This is a genomic window from Halomonas sp. LS-001, from assembly GCF_052983955.1.
Genome location: NZ_CM129816.1, coordinates 1,144,830 through 1,162,639, shown reverse-complemented (window position 1 = coordinate 1,162,639; position 17,810 = coordinate 1,144,830). Strand labels below are relative to the sequence as shown.

Below are 17,810 nucleotides of genomic sequence, written 5' to 3'. Positions count from 1 at the left end.
GCTTTTTTGTGCGGTACTAAGCTTATTTACGCTTCTTGCGGTTAGCCATGTGAATGGCATGGCCGTCTACTGCCAGTGCGGCTTCGTGCACCGCTTCTGACATGGTCGGATGCGCGTAGCAGGTCAGGGCCAGATCTTCAGCGCTGGAGCCAAACTCCATCGCAATTACACCTTGGGCGATCATTTCGCCAGCGTGCTGACCCACGATGTGCATACCCAGAATACGATCCGTTTCTGCATCGGCAATAATTTTGGCGGTACCTTCGGTGGCATTGTTTGCCATGGCACGGCCACTTGCCGCAAACGGGAAAGCGCCTATCTTGACATCAATACCCTTGGCTTTGGCATCCTGTTCAGTCATACCTACCCATGCCACTTCCGGGAAGGTATACACCACATTGGGAATGGTGTCGTAGTTCATCTCGGCTTTATGTCCGGCGATGATATCCGCCACCATGATGCCTTCTTCAGATGCCTTGTGCGCCAGCATGGGGCCGCGCACACAGTCACCCACCGCATAAACACCCGGCAGATTGGTACGGCACTGGTCATCCACAAAAATGAAGCCACGCTCGTCAAGTTCAATGCTCACGCCATCGGCAATAACGCCTTTGGTGTAGGGGCGACGGCCAACGCAGACAATCAACTTATCAAACGTCATTTCCTGTTCGCCATTGGCGTCGGTGTATTTAACAACGACTTCTTCGCCTTTGACTTCAGAGCCGGTCACGCGAGCGTTAAGCTTGATATCCAGACCCTGCTTTTTGAGGATCTTTTGCGTTTCCTTGGCGATTGACGCATCAACCATCGGCAAAAAGTCATCCATGGCTTCAAGCACGGTAACTTCAGACCCCAGACGGTTCCAGACGCTACCCAATTCCAGACCGATAATACCCGCACCAATAACGCCCAGACGCTTAGGTGTTTCCTGGAATTCCAGCGCGCCGGTCGAGTCTACGACCATGCCGTCAACCAGCGGAGTCGGTGGAATTTCAATCGGCACGGAACCTGCGGCGATAATAATGTTGTCCGCATCATACGTCGTGGACTTGCCATCATGATCAGTGACTTCGACCTGCTTGCCTGACACGACTTTACCCGCACCTTCAATCGAGGTAACGCCGTTGGCCTTGAACAGCCCGGAGATGCCGCCGGTCAGGTTCTTAACGATGTTGTCCTTGCGCGCCATCATCTTTTTGACGTCCATGGTGACGTCGCCAGCCTGAATACCCATGTCGTCGAAATCGTGCTTGGCTTCCACAAACTTGTGTGAGGCTTCAAGCAACGCTTTGGACGGGATACAACCGACATTTAGACAGGTGCCGCCATGAACGACATTACCTTCTTTACCAATCCATTTTTCAACACAGGCGGTTTTCAGGCCCAGCTGCGCAGCGCGAATAGCCGCTACGTAACCACCAGGACCTGCACCGATAACGATCACATCAAACTTGTCAGCCATGTTGACTCCTTTAGCTTGGTTGCCCCTGCCCTTGTGGGGCAGGAGGCGAGGTGCAATTGAACGTGAATGCGTATTCGTTCTTGGCGAGACTTACACGTCCAGCAGCAAGCGTGCGGGATCTTCCAGCAGCTCTTTGATGGTCACCAGGAACTGAACGGCATCCTTACCATCGATCATGCGGTGGTCATAGGACACCGCCAGATACATCATGGGGCGAACTTCCACTTTGCCATTTACCGCCATCGGGCGCTCCTGGATCTTGTGCATACCCAGAATGGCCGTCTGTGGCGGATTGATGATCGGAGTCGACATCAGGGAGCCGAAGGTGCCGCCGTTGGTGATCGTAAAGGTACCACCGATCATGTCATCCATGCCCAGTTTACCGTCACGGCCACGCTTGCCGAAATCGGCAATGGAACGTTCAACGTCAGCAATTTTCATGCTATCAGTATCACGTAACACAGGAACAACCAGACCACGGTCAGTCGACACCGCGACACCGATATCCTGGTAGCCGTGGTAAACAATGTCAGTTCCGTCAATCGAGGCGTTGACATCCGGGAAACGCTTGAGCGCTTCAGAGGCTGCCTTCACAAAGAAGCCCATAAAGCCTAATTTAATATCGTGAGCTTTTAGGAACGTATCTTTGTACTGAGCACGCAGCGCCATGATTTCTGTCATGTCGACTTCGTTATACGTGGTCAGCATGGCCGCCGTTTGTTGTGCCTGAACCAGACGCTTGGCGATGGTCTGACGTAGACGGCTCATGGGAACGCGCTTCTCGGGGCGCTCACCTTCAGCAACCGGTACCGCGGCAGTTTTTTCCGGCGCCGATGGCTTGGCCACTTTTTTAGCAGAACCGTCTTTCACAGCTTTCTGAACGTCTTCTTTCAGAACACGTCCGCCTTTGCCGGTACCTTCAATCCTGGAGGCATCCAGATCATGCTCCGCGACCATTTTACGTGCGGCAGGTGCCAGGATCTTATCGCCCACTTTTTCGTCGGAGCCTTCGTCATCATTGCCCGCATCGCTGGAAGAAGAAGCGCTGTCACTTTCGGCGCTACTTTCACCACCGGCGCCTTCAGAGAAAATAGCCAGCACGGCTTCAGACTCTACCTGGCTACCTTCTTCCGCCTTGATTTCGGTCAAGGCACCGTCTGCAGGCGCGACAACTTCCAACACCACTTTGTCGGTTTCAATTTCAGCTAGAACCTCATCACGTTTGACAGCTTCGCCTACTTGCTTGGTCCAGCTGGCAACCGTACCTTCCTGAATCGACTCAGGGAAGCTCGGCGCTTTGACTTCATGTTGCTTGCCACCACCGCTGGCGGCTTTCTTTTCTGGCTTGTCGTCTGTTTCAGACTTTTCGGCACCGGCGTCGTCAGAAGAAGCTTCTTTCTTACTGCCAGACGCGCTACCTTCACCAATTTTGCCAAGCACCTGTTCTGATTCTACCGTGTCGCCTTCCTCGACCATCACGTCAGTCAGGGTACCCGCCTCTGACGCAACAACTTCAAGGACGACCTTGTCGGTTTCAATTTCAACAATCAGCTCGTCACGTTCGACGCTGTCACCCGGCTTTTTATGCCATGCCGCCACGGTACCTTCGGCAACGGACTCCGGAAAGGTTGGCGCTTTGATATCACTAGCCATATCGTTTCCCTTTTAAATTCTATAAATAGTGGTCGCTTATTCGTTGAAAGCGTCTTCCACCAGCTGGCGTTGCTGTTCAGTGTGAACGGACATATAGCCTGCCGCTGGTGCTGCAGAAGCGGGACGGCCGGCGAACTTCAACTTGCCACCCAGACCTTCCTTGAGCATTTCAGCGGTAGCACGAAGATGATGCTGACTGGAATACCAGGCCCCCTGGTTAAGTGGCTCTTCCTGACACCAGACAATATCCTCGATTCCCGTATACGCCTGAAGCGCTTCCAGAAGTTCTTCTTTCGGGAACGGGTACAGCTGTTCAAGGCGCAGAATCGCCGTGTCGTTACGCTCGTTTTCACTGCGCCAGGCAGCAAGGTCATAATAGACTTTGCCCGAACACAGAATGGCGCGTTTCACGTTTTCTGCATCCAGATTCGCCTGATCCGCCAGCACCATATGGAATTTGCCATTCGCCAGATCTTCAAGACTCGAAGAGGCTTCCTTATGACGCAACAATGACTTCGGTGACATCACGACCAGCGGCTTACGCAACGGACGAATTACCTGACGGCGCAGAAGGTGGAAAATCTGCGCAGGCGTTGTCGGAACACAAACCTGCATGTTGTGCTCGGCACACATCTGCAGGAAGCGCTCCAGTCGTGCGGACGAGTGTTCCGGCCCCTGCCCTTCGTAACCGTGCGGCAACAACATGGTCAAACCACACAGACGACCCCATTTGGTTTCGCCTGAGGAAATGAACTGATCCACCACGACCTGGGCGCCGTTAAAGAAGTCACCAAACTGGGCTTCCCAGATGACCAGGTCGGTGGGAGCGGTGGTTGAATAGCCATATTCAAACGCCAGCACCGCTTCTTCAGACAGATAGGAATCATGGATGGTAAAAGATGGCTGACCTTCTGCCAGATTTTGCAAAGGCACGTAGGTACTACCGTCTTTCTGATTATGAACCACGGCATGCCGGTGCGAGAATGTCCCACGACCAACGTCCTGCCCCGTCAGGCGAACAGGGTGCCCCTGATCAAGCAAGGTGGCATACGCCAGGGTTTCTGCGAAGCCCCAGTTAAGGGCCAGGCCACCTGCCTGCATCTTGCGCCGATCCTGGTAAATCTTGGCGACTTGACGCTGTACGTCAACGCCGTCAGGAACCTCGCACATTTTTGCGGCAAGACGTTGCAAACGCTTCATATCGAACGAAGTATCTGCATTACCAGTCCACTCATGGCCAATGTAAGGCGCCCAGTCAACAAACAGTGATGTGTTGGGCTCCTGAACCAGTGCATTCGCCACGTGATTACCCGCCATCAGGTCTTCACGGTACTTCTCCACCATGGCTTTGGCTTCATCTTCACTGATAACGCCTTCCTTGATCAGACGCTCCACATACACGGTGCGTGAAGAAGGATGATCCTTGATCTTGGCGTACATCATCGGCTGGGTACCCGATGGCTCATCCGCCTCGTTATGGCCACGACGGCGATAGCAGACAAGATCAATCACCACGTCTTTTTTGAACTCGTGCCGATAATCAAGCGCTACCTGAGTGGCATGCAGTACCGCATCAGGATCATCGCCGTTGACGTGGAAGATCGGCGCCTGCACCATCTTGGCAATATCGGTGCAGTATTCGGTTGAGCGCGAATCCAGCGGGTGTGACGTCGTAAAGCCTACCTGGTTATTGATGACGACATGCACGGTGCCGCCGGTCTTGTAGGCACGCGTCTGAGACATCTGGAATGTCTCCATCACCACGCCCTGACCTGCAAATGCCGCATCACCATGAATACTGATAGGCAGAACTTTTTCGCCTGTCGCATCGTTACGACGATCCTGTCGAGCCCTTACCGAGCCTTCGACCACCGGTGAGACAATTTCAAGGTGTGATGGGTTGAACGACAGTGCCAGGTGCACTTCGCCGCCCGGAGACATCACATTGGAACTGAAACCCTGGTGATATTTAACGTCGCCTGAGCCACGCTCGATAACCTTCTTGCCATCAAATTCATCAATAAGCTCGGCAGGATTTTTGCCCAGAATGTTAACCAGTAGGTTGAGGCGACCACGGTGAGCCATTCCAATGACGACTTCTTTCGTTCCGTATCCACCTGCACGTTGAATCAGCTCATCCATCATCGGGATGAAGGACTCACCGCCTTCCAGACCAAAGCGTTTAGTGCCTGGATATTTTGATGCCAGGTAACTTTCAAGCCCTTCCGCTGCGGTCAGTCGTTCAAGGACATGCTTTCGCGTGTCATCGCTGAAAGTCGGCGCACTTCGCACGGATTCAAAACGTCGCTGTAGCCAACGCTTTTCTTCGGTATCAACAATATGCATGATTTCGCAGCCGATCGAGCGACAGTAAGTCCGCTCGAGAGCGTCCACGATGTCACGCAGAGGCGCTTTGTCGATACCAAGGAAGAAAGAACCGGTCTGAAAGTCAACGTCCAGGTCAGCTTTGGATAGCTGATGAAAGGAAAGGTCCAGATCGGGTATGGGGGTGGGATTTCGCAGTCCTAACGGGTCAATATTGGCCTTCTGATGGCCACGGAAGCGATAGGCGTTAATCAGCTGCAGGACTTTTACCTGCTTTTTATTCTCGCCGCCGACTGGTGCAGCGGCAACACGACCAGGGCGCGTTTCACGGCCCAGCTGATAAAACTGATCACGTATCGGACTTAGTGGTACATCGTGAGAGGCACTGCCCTCAGGGCGAGGTAGCGAATCAAAATAACTACGCCACTCGTCAGGGACAGCATTGGGATCATCGAGGTACTGCTCGTAAAGCGCTTCCACGTAGTGGACATTACCGCCACTAACGTGAGAAGAACGCCACATCAACTCCATTATGCCTTGTTGCATCTCTCGGTCACCCTGCACTGATGGGGTGGTATCGGTATCGCCACACCACGCGACGACAACGCTGTTGCCCTGCCGGCGGGGCGGGATATCTGCCGGCGGCACCGGCCTGTGGCCGGAAGCCCTACCACTTGTTTTACAAAACCACAGAATCCGTCAAAAACATCATCTTTCACAAACCCTTCCAGATTCCATGAGCTCAGCCCACTATATAACGCCCCTGCTTACGGTTCTTTGCAGGTTACCACGCCAAGTGGACCTTTTACTGATCAGTCCATGCTCAAAAGCCGGTACACATTGCACCGGCTTTTAAACCTGGCTGGCCCAAAGTGCGACTCACCGCCGCACCTCGCGACTTGCCCTATGATAACAATTGCAGCGCGACTATTTAAGTAGCATTGTTGCGCAACTTAAGTGGCATAGGCTTTTTATTACACTCAAGTGGCATCTGCCAATAGCATGTCACGAATTTTACCAATTGCCCGCGTCGGATTCAGGCCTTTGGGACATACTGCAACGCAGTTCATGATCCCACGGCAACGGAAAACGGAGAACGGATCTTCCAGTTCGCTCAAACGCTCATTAGTGGCCGTATCACGCGTATCGGCCAGGAAACGATACGACTGCAGCAAACCCGCCGGGCCAACAAATTTATCCGGATTCCACCAGAAAGACGGGCAGGACGTGGAACAGCAGGCACACAGGATACATTCGTACAGACCATCAAGCTTATCGCGGTCTTCCGGTGACTGCAGACGTTCAATCGCCGGCGCCGGCTCATCATTCTGCAGGTAAGGCTGAATACGCTCATACTGCTTATAGAATAGCCCCATATCCACGACCATGTCGCGAATAACAGGCAAACCTGGCAATGGGCGCAGCGTCAGCTTATTGCCTTTTATCACGTCAGACAGCGGCGTAATACAGGCCAGTCCGTTCTTGCCGTTCATGTTCATGCCGTCCGAACCACAGACGCCTTCGCGGCAGCTGCGACGGAACGCCAGGCCATTGTCCTGCTCTTTCATGATATGTAGGACATCAAGCACCATGAGGTCCCGCCCCTTGGTGTCGACCTGAAACTCCTGCATGTAAGGTGCGGAGTCCGTTTCCGGGTTATAGCGGTATATGGATACCTGAAGATTGGACATAGTGACTCCCTCTCGTTAGTGCAGAGATTAGTAGGTACGAACCTTGGGCTCGAACGTATCAACGGTCTTCGGCTTGAAGTTGACGTCGCGTTTCTTCAGCTCTTTCGTGGCCGGGAAGTAAAGCGAGTGTTTCAGCCAGTTGACATCATCACGGTCTGGATAGTCGTAGCGTGAGTGAGCACCACGGCTTTCCTTGCGCTCCAATGCCGCAATGGCGGTTGCTTCAGCCACTTCCATCAGGTTGTCAAGCTCAAGCGCTTCAACCCGAGCCGTGTTAAAGGCGTTGGATTTATCCGGCAAGTAAGCATTATCAATGCGGTTACGCAGATCAGCTAGCTTCTGAACGCCATCCTGCATGTTTTTCTCTTCACGGAAAACGCCGAAAGACGTCTGCATGATGTTCTGAAGCTCTGCCTTGAGTTCCGGCACTGTTTCACCACCATCAGAATCGTTCCAGCGAGTCATGCGCTTCATGGCAGAGTCGATGTCGGATTCCGTGGCGTCCAGGTACTCAATACCTTCGTTCAGCGCACTCTCAATGAACATACCTGCTGCGCGACCGAATACAACCAGATCCAGCAGAGAGTTGCCGCCCAGGCGATTGGCCCCGTGAACGGAAACACACGCGGCTTCACCACAGGCATACAGGCCGTTGACGATATGATCATTTCCGCTCTCGTCCTGCATGATCGCCTGACCGTGCACGTTGGTTGGAATGCCCCCCATCATGTAGTGACAGGTCGGCACAACCGGAATCGGATCCTTGGCAGGGTCGACATGGGCAAAGGTTTTGGAAAGTTCAACAATGCCGGGCAGGCGCTTGCCAAGAACATCTTCGCCAAGATGATCAAGCTTCAGGAAGACGTGGTCGCCCTTATCACCACAACCGCGGCCTTCGATGATTTCCATGACCATGGAACGTGCAACAACATCGCGGCCCGCAAGGTCTTTGGCGTTCGGCGCGTAACGCTCCATGAAGCGTTCGCCATCCTTATTGATCAGGTAGCCACCCTCACCACGGCAACCTTCCGTCACCAGGGTACCCGCACCGTAAATACCGGTCGGGTGGAACTGCCACATTTCCATATCCTGCATCGGGAAGCCAGCGCGCAGCGCCATACCAATACCGTCACCGGTATTGATCAAGGCGTTGGTGGTTGATGCGTAAATACGTCCGGCACCGCCAGTCGCCAGCACAGTCGCCTTGGACTTAACGTGAACCACTTCACCGGTTTCAATGCACATGGCGATGCAGCCAACTACGTCGCCATTGGCATTTTTCACCAGATCAACCGCGTACCACTCATTCAGGAACGTCGTGTTGTTCTTGAGGTTGTTCTGGTAAAGCGTATGCAACAGTGCGTGACCGGTACGGTCAGCCGCCGCGCAGGTACGTGCCGCCTGGCCGCCTTCGCCAAAGTTCTTTGACTGGCCGCCAAACGGGCGCTGATAAATCCGGCCGTTGTCGAAGCGTGAGAACGGCAGACCCATGTGCTCAAGTTCAAAAACAGCTTTCGGGCCTTCTGAACACATATATTCCGCCGCATCCTGGTCGGCAATATAGTCGCCGCCTTTCACAGTGTCGTACATGTGCCAGCGCCAGTCATCATCAGGGTCTGAAGACGCGATCGCACAGGTAATGCCGCCTTGGGCAGATACGGTATGTGAGCGTGTCGGGAAGACTTTGGACAACACCGCCGTCTTTTTGCCAGACTTCGCCAACTCCAGAGCCGCACGAAGACCGGAGCCACCGCCACCAATAATAATAGCGTCGAATGTCAGGCTACGAAGGTTAGACATGTATCAAGCTCCCCACAGAATTTGAATGCTCCACACCAGAAAGGCGAAGATGGCCAGAATAATGAAAAGCTGAACACCAACACGCAGATTGGTTGATTTGATGTAATCGGTTGTCACTGTCCATAAACCGATCCAGGCGTGCGCTGCCAGGGATATGAAGGCGAGCAACGAAAAGATGCGCATCCAGGTCTGTTCGAACAGGCCACTCCAGGCATAATAATCAAGCCCTGGGTTGAGCAGCAGATAAGCGACGATAAATACCGTATAAAGGGCCATTACCACCGCCGACACACGCTGCATCAGCCAGTCAGAAAGACCGCTACGGCCAAAACTTGTGATGTTGGTTACCATACCCAGACTCCTGCCAAAATGATCAGTACAGCGCTGACCACAATTGTGATCTGTGCTTTTTTCACGCCACCCTCAAGGGTAACGCCAATATCCGCATCCATTACCAGGTGTTTGACACCGGCAACAAAGTGGAAGGCAAGCGCAGACAGCAGTCCCCAGGCAATCAGTTTAGCCAGGAAATTATTGGCTAGCGCACTACTTACTGCGTCGAAACCAGCGGGAGACGAGAGCGATGCACTCAGCGCCCAAAAGGCAAAGATCAAACCAACGAACAGGATGACACCGGTAATGCGGTGTGTGATCGACGTCAGTGCCGGAAGTGGAAAATGTATCGTAGATAAATCTAGGTTTACGGGTCGTTTGCTATTCACGGCTTTATACACACTCTCTTGGCCCGCTCTGCGACAGGTCGGGCATGGCCCGAGCGGGCAGTGGTTGCTGGAAGGGGCTCGGCCATTGCCAAGTCAGGCACGAACACCAACCTGCATGGTGTCGCGCGACATGGATTATAAGAACCTAATGCCCCGCTGACAAACTGAACCGAAGTGTTACTCGACCATGGTGCAAGAAAACTCTCTACATTCAGGCCGATTTTGCACTGCAGCATGTTTATGGTAATAATGTAGACAATTACCCATTGTACAGATTGCTTTCTCTTTTTGGGCAATTGCGCAGACAACGGTTCATTTTAACACGCTTGCTTCGCACCGTAGAGTTACTCCCTAACCAGAGCCAACCTGCACGTGCAATGCAACGACCTCTAATCATATACAAAAATTATGCAAAGTAACAACCCTGTATCACTTAAACTAGCGTTTAGGCTAATTGACAATCTTTTGCACGCTTTTATAGTAGGCGAACCTTTACGCTGATGCGGTATATAAAATCATAACATTACGCCCCCAAACCGAACGAAAAAGGAGGCCTTCATGGCTGACAGAAAAGCAACACTGACGGTAGATGGCCTGGACAAGGCAATCGAACTGCCCATCTATTCCGGCACACTTGGGCCAGACGTTATTGACGTTCGCAAACTGGGTAGCGAAGGTCTTTTTACCTACGATCCTGGCTTTATGGCCACCTCCTCCTGCCAGTCGGCCATCACGTATATTGATGGTGGCAAAGGTGTCCTACTACATCGCGGCTACCCGATTGGCCAGCTGGCAAGTGAGTCCAATTTCGTTGAAGTCTGCTACACCCTGCTGTTTGGCGAACTCCCCAATGATGAGGAGTACGCTGACTTTGAATCGCGTATCCGTAACCACACCATGGTTCACGACCAGATTAACAACTTCTTCAAGGGCTTTCGTCGTGATGCCCACCCCATGTCGATTCTGTGCGGCGTCGTAGGCGGCCTGGCGGCTTTCTATCATGATCATATGGACACGACCAAAGAAGAAGATCGCATCATCAGCGCGATTCGCCTGATCGCCAAAATGCCGACCATTGCGGCGATGTCGCACAAGTATAATGTTGGACAGCCTTTCAACTATCCACGTAATGACCTGACTTACGCCGAGAACTTCCTCTACATGATGTTCAGCAACCCATGTGAGGAGTACAAGGTGAATCCGGTGTATGCGAAAGCCATGGACCGCATCTTTACCCTGCATGCGGATCATGAACAGAACGCCTCCACCTCCACGGTTCGCCTGGCAGGTTCTACCGGCGCCAACCCGTTCGCCTGCATCAGCGCTGGCATCGCGGCGCTATGGGGTCCAGCACACGGTGGCGCTAACGAAGCGGTACTGAATATGCTCGACGAAATCGGCGACGATTCCGAAGAGAACATTCAGCGCTTCGTCGACAAAGCAAAAGATAAAGACGACCCCTTCAAGCTGATGGGCTTCGGTCACCGCGTATACCGCAACTTTGACCCACGCGCCAAGGTCATGAAAGAAACCTGTGACGAAGTTCTTGCAGAACTCGGGATGGCCGATGATCCCCAGCTCAAAATTGCCAAACGCCTTGAGCAGATTGCGCTGGAAGACGAATACTTCATTGAGCGCAAACTCTACCCGAATGTCGATTTCTACTCCGGCATTATCCTCAAGGCCATGGGCATTCCTACCAACATGTTTACCGTTATTTTCGCGGTATCACGCACAATTGGCTGGATTTCCCACTGGCATGAAATGCTCAGCGAAAGCTATAAAATCGGTCGTCCTCGCCAGCTATACATTGGCCACGAACAACGTGACTACCCAAAACGCTGATACGCGACACAACATAGCTTGATCCATAAGGCCACCTTCGGGTGGCCTTTTGCATGACAGCCGTTGACTTGATCACTCCATGGCGGCATAGATGACCCACGGCACACCCCAACCAGCACACGAATAACACATTTTGAGGAGACATTGACCATGCGCAATATTTCTACGGTTGCCTTTATCGGCCTTGGCGTTATGGGCTACCCGATGGCGGGCCATCTGGCACGCCAGGGACTCACCACACGGGTTTACAACCGCACTCGCCAAAAAGCCGACCACTGGGTTGAGGAATATGGTGGCAGCGCCCACGCGACACCGCAAGAAGCCGCAGAAGGCGCCGACCTTGTTCTGGTATGCGTCGGCAATGACAACGATGTGCGCGACGTTGTCTGTGGCGAACAGGGCGTTCTGAAAAGCCTAGCCAGCGGCGCTTTTCTGGTAGACCACACAACAGCTTCTGCGGATCTGGCACTTGAGCTAGATGCTGCTTGCCGAGCACAGGATATCGCCTTTCTCGATGCCCCTGTCTCAGGTGGCCAACAAGGCGCCGAGAATGGCGCTCTGACCATTATGTGTGGCGGTGAAGCCGATCATTTTGAACAGGTCAGTCCCGTTCTGGCGCACTATGCGCGCGCGGTCACCCTGATGGGCACCGCCAGCAGCGGCCAGCTTACCAAAATGGTTAATCAGATCTGCATTGCAGGCCTGGTACAAGGGCTTGCGGAAGGCCTGCACTTTGCCGAACAGGCTGGCCTCGACCAGCATCAGGTAATTGACGTGATTTCCAAGGGGGCCGCTGGCTCATGGCAAATGGAAAATCGTCACGCCACCATGATTGACGATCAGTACGAACACGGCTTTGCCGTTGACTGGATGCGCAAAGATCTGGACATCTGTCTGACTCAGGCACGCCGCCTGAACGCCACACTTCCAGTCACTGCGCTGGTGGATCAATTCTATGCCGATGTACAGACAATGGGCGGCGGCAGGTGGGACACCTCGTCGCTGCTGAAACGCTTACGCAAGACAGAATAATTCTTGACATTTTCACCCTGCTGGCAAGAACAGGGTTTTTCCACACCTTCTGTGGATAACCCTGTTCACAACCTCTAGAAAACGTCTCAGAATCGCCATTATATGCGGGCTTGCCTTAAATTGGTTATTTTTTAACCTAATATAAACCATTGTTTTTAAAGCATAATTTCACAAGCGACTGTTTTCAGGGGAGTGTTCAATCAGTTGTGCACAACCCATACAGACGGAACAGCAAAAGTGGACAAGTCAAGCCCAAATTGCACATAAATAGCGAATAGGAAGAACAGAAACGACGAAACGCAACAACGATAAAACTCGTTATTGTGAGGAGAAATAAAGCAGATACAGGAAGATGATGAAGAGTTTTCGATAAGCCAGAGAGACTTGAAAACAACGACCACCAGCTGTCAACAAATTCAAAGCGGTGTGCCTGTGGCGTCCCATAGGGGGTTCGAACCCCTGTTACCGCCGTGAAAGGGCGGTGTCCTGGACCACTAGACGAATGGGACGTAGACACAAATGCTGCAGATAATCAGATTTGGTGGAGCCTAGCGGGATCGAACCGCTGACCTCAACACTGCCAGTGTTGCGCTCTCCCAGCTGAGCTAAGGCCCCACATGTCCTGAAGACGAGGCGTATAATACTTATTCACCCCGCCTTCGTCAACCTATTTAACACCGGTTATTCGATACCAACTATTCAATACCAACTATTTAATACCAACTATTTAATACCAACGACTGGCTCTACCAGCGTCATTACGAGATATCACGGAATTCTTTCTCGAATCGCTTCGCCTGCTTTTTCGACACCCCGCCTAATACCTCTATCGCATGGCGCAGACGGGCTCGCGTCATATCAGACCCGAGAATCACCATCGCATCCATCACGGAAGTACTCGTCGCACTCCCCGTAATGGCGATAAAGATTGGGGCCAGGAACGCTTTCATCTTGAGTTCGAAATGCCCTGCCAGCGCTTGCACTTCACTTAAAAGCGCCTCCTTGTTCCAGGCAGGCAAAACTTCAAGGCGCCAGGTCAAAAACTGCAGCAGCTTCACCAGCGTTTCATCTTCAAGCTTGATGGTCTCAAATGACTGCGAATCGATGGCGGGCATGCCCGAGAAAAAATGCCCAGCCAAAGGAATGGCTTGAGAAAGCGTTTCCACGCGCGGCCGCACTTGAGGCACGATCTGACGCACATACGCTTCATTGAACGCCCAATCGCGCAGCGCCTCAATAAACGCCGTGTCATCCAGATCTTCGCGAATATACACCCCGTTCAACCAGGTCAGTTTTTCCAGATCAAACACTGGCCCACCTAAAGAAACACGCTGAATATCAAACGCCTCCATCATCTCATTCAACGTGAATTTTTCACGTTCATCAGGCATTGACCACCCCATCCGCCCCAGATAGTTGGTGACGGCCTGGGGCAAGTAGCCCATACGCCGATAGTAATTGATAGATGTTGGGTTTTTACGCTTGGAAAGCTTGGATTTATCCGGGTTGCGCAACAGAGGCATATGGCAAAGCTCCGGCATTTCCCAACCGAAGTAGCGATATAGCAGCTGATGTTTGGGAGCCGAATTGATCCACTCTTCACCACGCAGGACGTGAGTTATCCCCATCAGGTGGTCATCAACAACATTGGCTAGATGATAGGTCGGCATACCGTCAGATTTAAGTAGAATCTGTGCGTCAACCTGCGCCCATTCCACCTCAATACGGCCACGCAGCATATCCTCGACAACACACACGCCGTCGGAAGGCACCTGCATACGAACCACATATGGCCAGCCTTCCTGTTGACGACGCGCCTCCTCTGCCGCATCAAGCGCCAGATCGGCAGGCTTAAGCGCCAAATGCATACCAGCGGCCTTGCGCGCCTCACGCAGCTCGTCAAGTTCTTCAGACGTACGGTAACACTTGAACGCATGCCCGGACTCAATCAACTGCTGAGCATGCTGTGCATAAATATCGCCACGCTCACTTTGCCGATAAGGTCCATGCGGACCGCCTACATCCGGGCCTTCATCCCACTCAAGGCCCAACCAGCGCAGAGAATCCAGAATCATCTGCTCAGACTCAGCGGTAGAACGCACACGGTCAGTGTCTTCTATCCGCAAAATGAACTGGCCACCATGCAAGCGGGCAAAACACAGATTGAATAGCGCGATATACGCCGTGCCCACATGGGGGTCACCCGTTGGCGAAGGCGCGATACGAGTTCGTACAGTCATGGAGACTTCCTTGAAAAAATCTATCAATAAATCAATACACGTAACTTCATTATACGCACTCAACGTCACTCGGGCAGCCACCCCATGACACCTAAGTATGTAAAAAAAATGGGAACATTCCGAGCAAGGAAGCGTCTAAAAGTTGATTTACCGTTTTATTTGCTAGGATGTACTCATTAGACGTGTTTGCTTAGCATAAGCAGTTGCTAAATCGCTGACTTCGCACAACTCGGCAAGCCTTTTTGCTCTGTGGTCGGCCTTGAATACTTACCCACCTGAAGGCTCAGGTGCTCAATAGGAAAAAACCATGCAATCGCTAGGTGCTCGCATCAAACAACTCAGACTTCAGGCCGAGCTCAACAAAGCTGAGTTGGCACGTAAAATTGGCGTGTCTGATGTTACGATCTCTTATTGGGAATCTGGTGCCATCAAACAGATCGGCCATGAAAGGCTTGTTGCCCTGGCGGATGCACTGGAATGTTCGCTTGCGACATTGCTGGAAGGAGATGGTAACTCACCACTACCTGTACTCAATCACACTGGCGTTCTCCCCTGGGAGCAGTTAAATGCCAGATCGATTGATGTTAGCAGCAGTTACCTACCCATCAGCATGCCCTGGCAGGCGCCAGCCTTTATTGCCACTCCCGGTGCTAACACGCATTTCGCTCCCCTCAGAACCGGGGATTTAGCCTTACTAGGCCCTACCTCTTCTTTTCAGCAGCCAGGGTATTACGTTATTTCCGATGGTACCCAAACAGAACTCAAACACCTGAGCCACATGCCGGAAGAAGGGTATTCCATTCACGCAGCATTACTCTGCCATTGGCGTGCGGGTTAACGATCAGGCACCGCCAGTACTTCCACTTCATCCTGTGTTCTTCTTGGCTCAGCGCCGATCAGGAAGCGGCGCGAATAATTAATCACTTGCCCCAGACCATGACGGGACTGTTCCACCCACTCTCCCGTCAGGTTCTCTCCTTCCAAACCTATCTGCTGACGCACTGATGCTGGCTGAACACTGGATTCAAGAAGCTCAACGCTGACACGGTACCCACCGTCCGGCAAACCACTGCCTGGGCCTAATGGCCCAACGCGAAAGCGCCCCTCACCGTTTACCTGTGTTCTTTCTCGCCAGCGCACACCGCTCAGCTCGCGCTCCACCATCACACTCAGATTCGATGAGGGCGGCAGATTGGTTTCACCGGAAAGGATAATGCGCCGGTCGCTGCGCAATTCCATTGACGCTTCAACCGTCACTTCAATAGGCGCTTTCGAGACATCATCAACTGACTCAGCGTCTGCCGTATCGGAAGATGCCTCAGCTGCTGGGCGGTCAGTTGTATAGTCTCTACCTAGCGTAGACTCCTCGTCATCCGTTGACCCACCGCAGCCAGCTACCATCACCAGCATTAACCCCGCTACCAACCAACGTGGTTTGTTGACTGCCATGAAAATCTCCTCAGGGTTCGGCAACATCAGGGCTGCACAATGTTAATCATGACCAGACATTACGCCGATAACGCCTCGACGTATAGGCATAGGGTGGTCAATCTTGGAAAGACAACATGACAAACTCTACCTTCTCAGCCAAGAGCCACCAAACACCAATAACTAACGCTTCAGACAACGTTTCTTTACCATTGTTGCTATTACCTAACCATCAAACGTCTCATCAACCAATGCCCGGCATACGGGACTGATACTCACTGAAAATTACACGCCCAAGATCGACGCCACGCCAGGATCATCGACGAAGTCACCCACCAGTTAATTGACAGCGGCTACACCTGAGAGATCAAGATGCAGACGCGGTGAGGAACAAAATTCCCGCCATAAATCGAAATTCTCACCATAGATAGGATAGCGCTTGCGCTGTACACATAAAGTGTCAGACTATAAGAAGGTGAAACACATCAAACGACATGGAATAATCCGTTCTCGATTAGTTTAAAAAGGCTGCACAGGAGGCCAAGACCATGAAGACATTATCTTCACGCCGTCAGCGTCTGCTACGCGCCGTTGGTAGCCTTATCGACATCCAACCCAGTACTAACTATCGTGATTTGATAGACACCCACAAAACTGATCTTGATCGCCTCAGTTCAGACTGGGATCGGATCGGCAGAGACATGGATCGCGCTGTTGAACGATATGACCAAACCTTCATCAAGCAATCATCCCGGCAGCGGATCGCAGAAGTCTGATCGCGTCGACGGACAAACTTCCCCTTCTCAAGGTCCAGGAGCGAATCAGAACACTGAGACGCCCGAAGACCAAAAAGAGCTCGCTCAGCTTGGCACCTTGCTAAGTAAAGAAGACCTTTCGGATGAAGAACAACGCGCGTTAACCCAACTGTTGCAACGTCATCGAACGGACGTTGCGCTAGCTATCAGCACTACCACTTCAGCATTCCGTGGGCCATTACCGCCACCTAGCATACTACGTGACTATGAAAATATTGTGCCTGGCTCAGCGGCAAAAATTATCGACTGGGCGGATAGCGAACGCGAACACCGCCACCGAACAGAAACCACCATCGTACGCGCTGAAACCACCCGTGATTTACGAGGCCAAATCTTGGCCGCCATTGTTGCGTTGGCAGCATTCGGCTTAGCGGGCTTAGCACTGTTCCTAGACCATGCGGGCGTCGCAGCTCTCATCACAGCCATAGATATAAGTGGTCTGGTTGCAGCCTTTATCTATGGCCGCCGCAATAACGAAGACTAAGCATTCCCTTACTACCACCCCCAGACATCCATGGCCGGGGTTTTGCTTGCGTTGCCGCTTTCTTGAACACACGGCTAGAGTTATTGGAGTTATGATTTTTGACGCGCCCACCTCTCGGGGTTATAGTAACCCCAAGATTCAACGACTAAGGGGCAGGAGGTGAACAGCAGAAGCCACCACCACTTTCGACATCCAACTAAGCCCGGAACGGTTACCGTGCCACATCCTAAAAAGGATCTGAAAACAGGCTTGGTCAAAGGAATCAGGAAAAGCGCTGGCCTCGATTGAGGCTGATCACTGCTGCCCCACTAAT

At 52.4% G+C, this 17,810-nt stretch carries 15 protein-coding genes and 2 tRNA genes; 6 read left to right on the top strand and 11 right to left on the bottom strand.

Annotated features, from left to right (window positions below; all coding sequences use genetic code 11):
* Positions 1-22: 22 nt before the first annotated feature.
* From lpdA to sdhC, 7 genes are all read right to left on the bottom strand, one after another.
* The gene (gene lpdA / locus ACU6TU_RS05120) at positions 23-1,462 is read right to left on the bottom strand and encodes a dihydrolipoyl dehydrogenase (protein WP_447143498.1); all 1,440 of its coding nucleotides are present in this window, start codon (positions 1,460-1,462) and stop codon (positions 23-25) included.
* Positions 1,463-1,552: 90 nt separating this feature from the next.
* Positions 1,553-3,115, bottom strand: coding sequence for a 2-oxoglutarate dehydrogenase complex dihydrolipoyllysine-residue succinyltransferase (gene odhB / locus ACU6TU_RS05115; protein ID WP_447143497.1), 1,563 nt, complete (start codon positions 3,113-3,115; stop codon positions 1,553-1,555).
* Positions 3,116-3,151: 36 nt separating this feature from the next.
* Positions 3,152-5,986: a 2-oxoglutarate dehydrogenase E1 component gene (locus ACU6TU_RS05110; protein ID WP_447143496.1), complete on the bottom strand. Its 2,835-nt coding sequence runs from the start codon at positions 5,984-5,986 to the stop codon at positions 3,152-3,154.
* A gap of 434 nt (positions 5,987-6,420) precedes the next feature.
* Positions 6,421-7,131, bottom strand: coding sequence for a succinate dehydrogenase iron-sulfur subunit (locus tag ACU6TU_RS05105; RefSeq protein ID WP_447143495.1), 711 nt, complete (start codon positions 7,129-7,131; stop codon positions 6,421-6,423).
* A gap of 27 nt (positions 7,132-7,158) precedes the next feature.
* On the bottom strand, positions 7,159-8,931 hold the full coding sequence (gene sdhA, locus ACU6TU_RS05100) for a succinate dehydrogenase flavoprotein subunit (protein ID WP_447143494.1): 1,773 nt from the start codon (positions 8,929-8,931) through the stop codon (positions 7,159-7,161).
* A 3-nt stretch (positions 8,932-8,934) separates the two neighbouring features.
* A complete protein-coding gene (sdhD, locus tag ACU6TU_RS05095; protein WP_447143493.1) occupies positions 8,935-9,282 on the bottom strand; it encodes a succinate dehydrogenase, hydrophobic membrane anchor protein in 348 nt (115 codons plus the stop codon).
* Positions 9,276-9,653: a succinate dehydrogenase, cytochrome b556 subunit gene (gene sdhC, locus ACU6TU_RS05090; protein ID WP_447143492.1), complete on the bottom strand. Its 378-nt coding sequence runs from the start codon at positions 9,651-9,653 to the stop codon at positions 9,276-9,278. The genes sdhD and sdhC overlap by 7 nt, the downstream gene beginning before the upstream one ends.
* 558 nt (positions 9,654-10,211) lie before the next feature.
* Here sdhC and gltA point away from each other — a divergent pair.
* Positions 10,212-11,498 (top strand): citrate synthase, encoded by a 1,287-nt coding sequence (gltA, locus tag ACU6TU_RS05085; protein WP_447143491.1) that lies wholly within the window; start codon positions 10,212-10,214, stop codon positions 11,496-11,498.
* A gap of 150 nt (positions 11,499-11,648) precedes the next feature.
* Positions 11,649-12,530, top strand: coding sequence for an NAD(P)-dependent oxidoreductase (locus tag ACU6TU_RS05080; RefSeq protein ID WP_447143490.1), 882 nt, complete (start codon positions 11,649-11,651; stop codon positions 12,528-12,530).
* A gap of 433 nt (positions 12,531-12,963) precedes the next feature.
* On the opposite strand, the gene ACU6TU_RS05075 is transcribed toward ACU6TU_RS05080, so the two are convergent.
* From ACU6TU_RS05075 to gltX, 3 genes are all read right to left on the bottom strand, one after another.
* Positions 12,964-13,039 (bottom strand) — tRNA-Glu (locus ACU6TU_RS05075).
* Positions 13,040-13,069: 30 nt separating this feature from the next.
* Positions 13,070-13,145: transfer RNA gene (locus ACU6TU_RS05070), tRNA-Ala, on the bottom strand.
* 143 nt (positions 13,146-13,288) lie between these two features.
* Positions 13,289-14,770: a glutamate--tRNA ligase gene (gltX, locus tag ACU6TU_RS05065; RefSeq protein ID WP_447143489.1), complete on the bottom strand. Its 1,482-nt coding sequence runs from the start codon at positions 14,768-14,770 to the stop codon at positions 13,289-13,291.
* Positions 14,771-15,077: 307 nt separating this feature from the next.
* Here gltX and ACU6TU_RS05060 point away from each other — a divergent pair, with 307 nt between their 5' ends.
* Positions 15,078-15,608 (top strand): helix-turn-helix domain-containing protein, encoded by a 531-nt coding sequence (locus ACU6TU_RS05060; RefSeq protein ID WP_447143488.1) that lies wholly within the window; start codon positions 15,078-15,080, stop codon positions 15,606-15,608.
* Here ACU6TU_RS05060 and ACU6TU_RS05055 read toward each other — a convergent pair.
* A complete protein-coding gene (locus ACU6TU_RS05055; RefSeq protein WP_447143487.1) occupies positions 15,605-16,219 on the bottom strand; it encodes a hypothetical protein in 615 nt (204 codons plus the stop codon). The genes ACU6TU_RS05060 and ACU6TU_RS05055 overlap by 4 nt on opposite strands.
* Before the next feature lie 527 nt (positions 16,220-16,746).
* Here ACU6TU_RS05055 and ACU6TU_RS05050 point away from each other — a divergent pair.
* From ACU6TU_RS05050 to ACU6TU_RS05040, 3 genes are all read left to right on the top strand, one after another.
* Positions 16,747-16,974 (top strand): hypothetical protein, encoded by a 228-nt coding sequence (locus tag ACU6TU_RS05050; protein ID WP_447143486.1) that lies wholly within the window; start codon positions 16,747-16,749, stop codon positions 16,972-16,974.
* Positions 16,922-17,497 carry a DUF2335 domain-containing protein gene (locus ACU6TU_RS05045; protein ID WP_447144184.1) on the top strand — a complete coding sequence of 192 codons (576 nt, stop codon included), beginning with the start codon at positions 16,922-16,924 and terminating at the stop codon, positions 17,495-17,497. Before ACU6TU_RS05050 ends, ACU6TU_RS05045 begins: the two co-directional genes overlap by 53 nt.
* A 159-nt stretch (positions 17,498-17,656) precedes the next feature.
* A complete protein-coding gene (locus ACU6TU_RS05040) occupies positions 17,657-17,785 on the top strand; it encodes a type II toxin-antitoxin system HicA family toxin (protein WP_447143485.1) in 129 nt (42 codons plus the stop codon).
* The last annotated feature ends 25 nt before the right edge of the window (positions 17,786-17,810 follow it).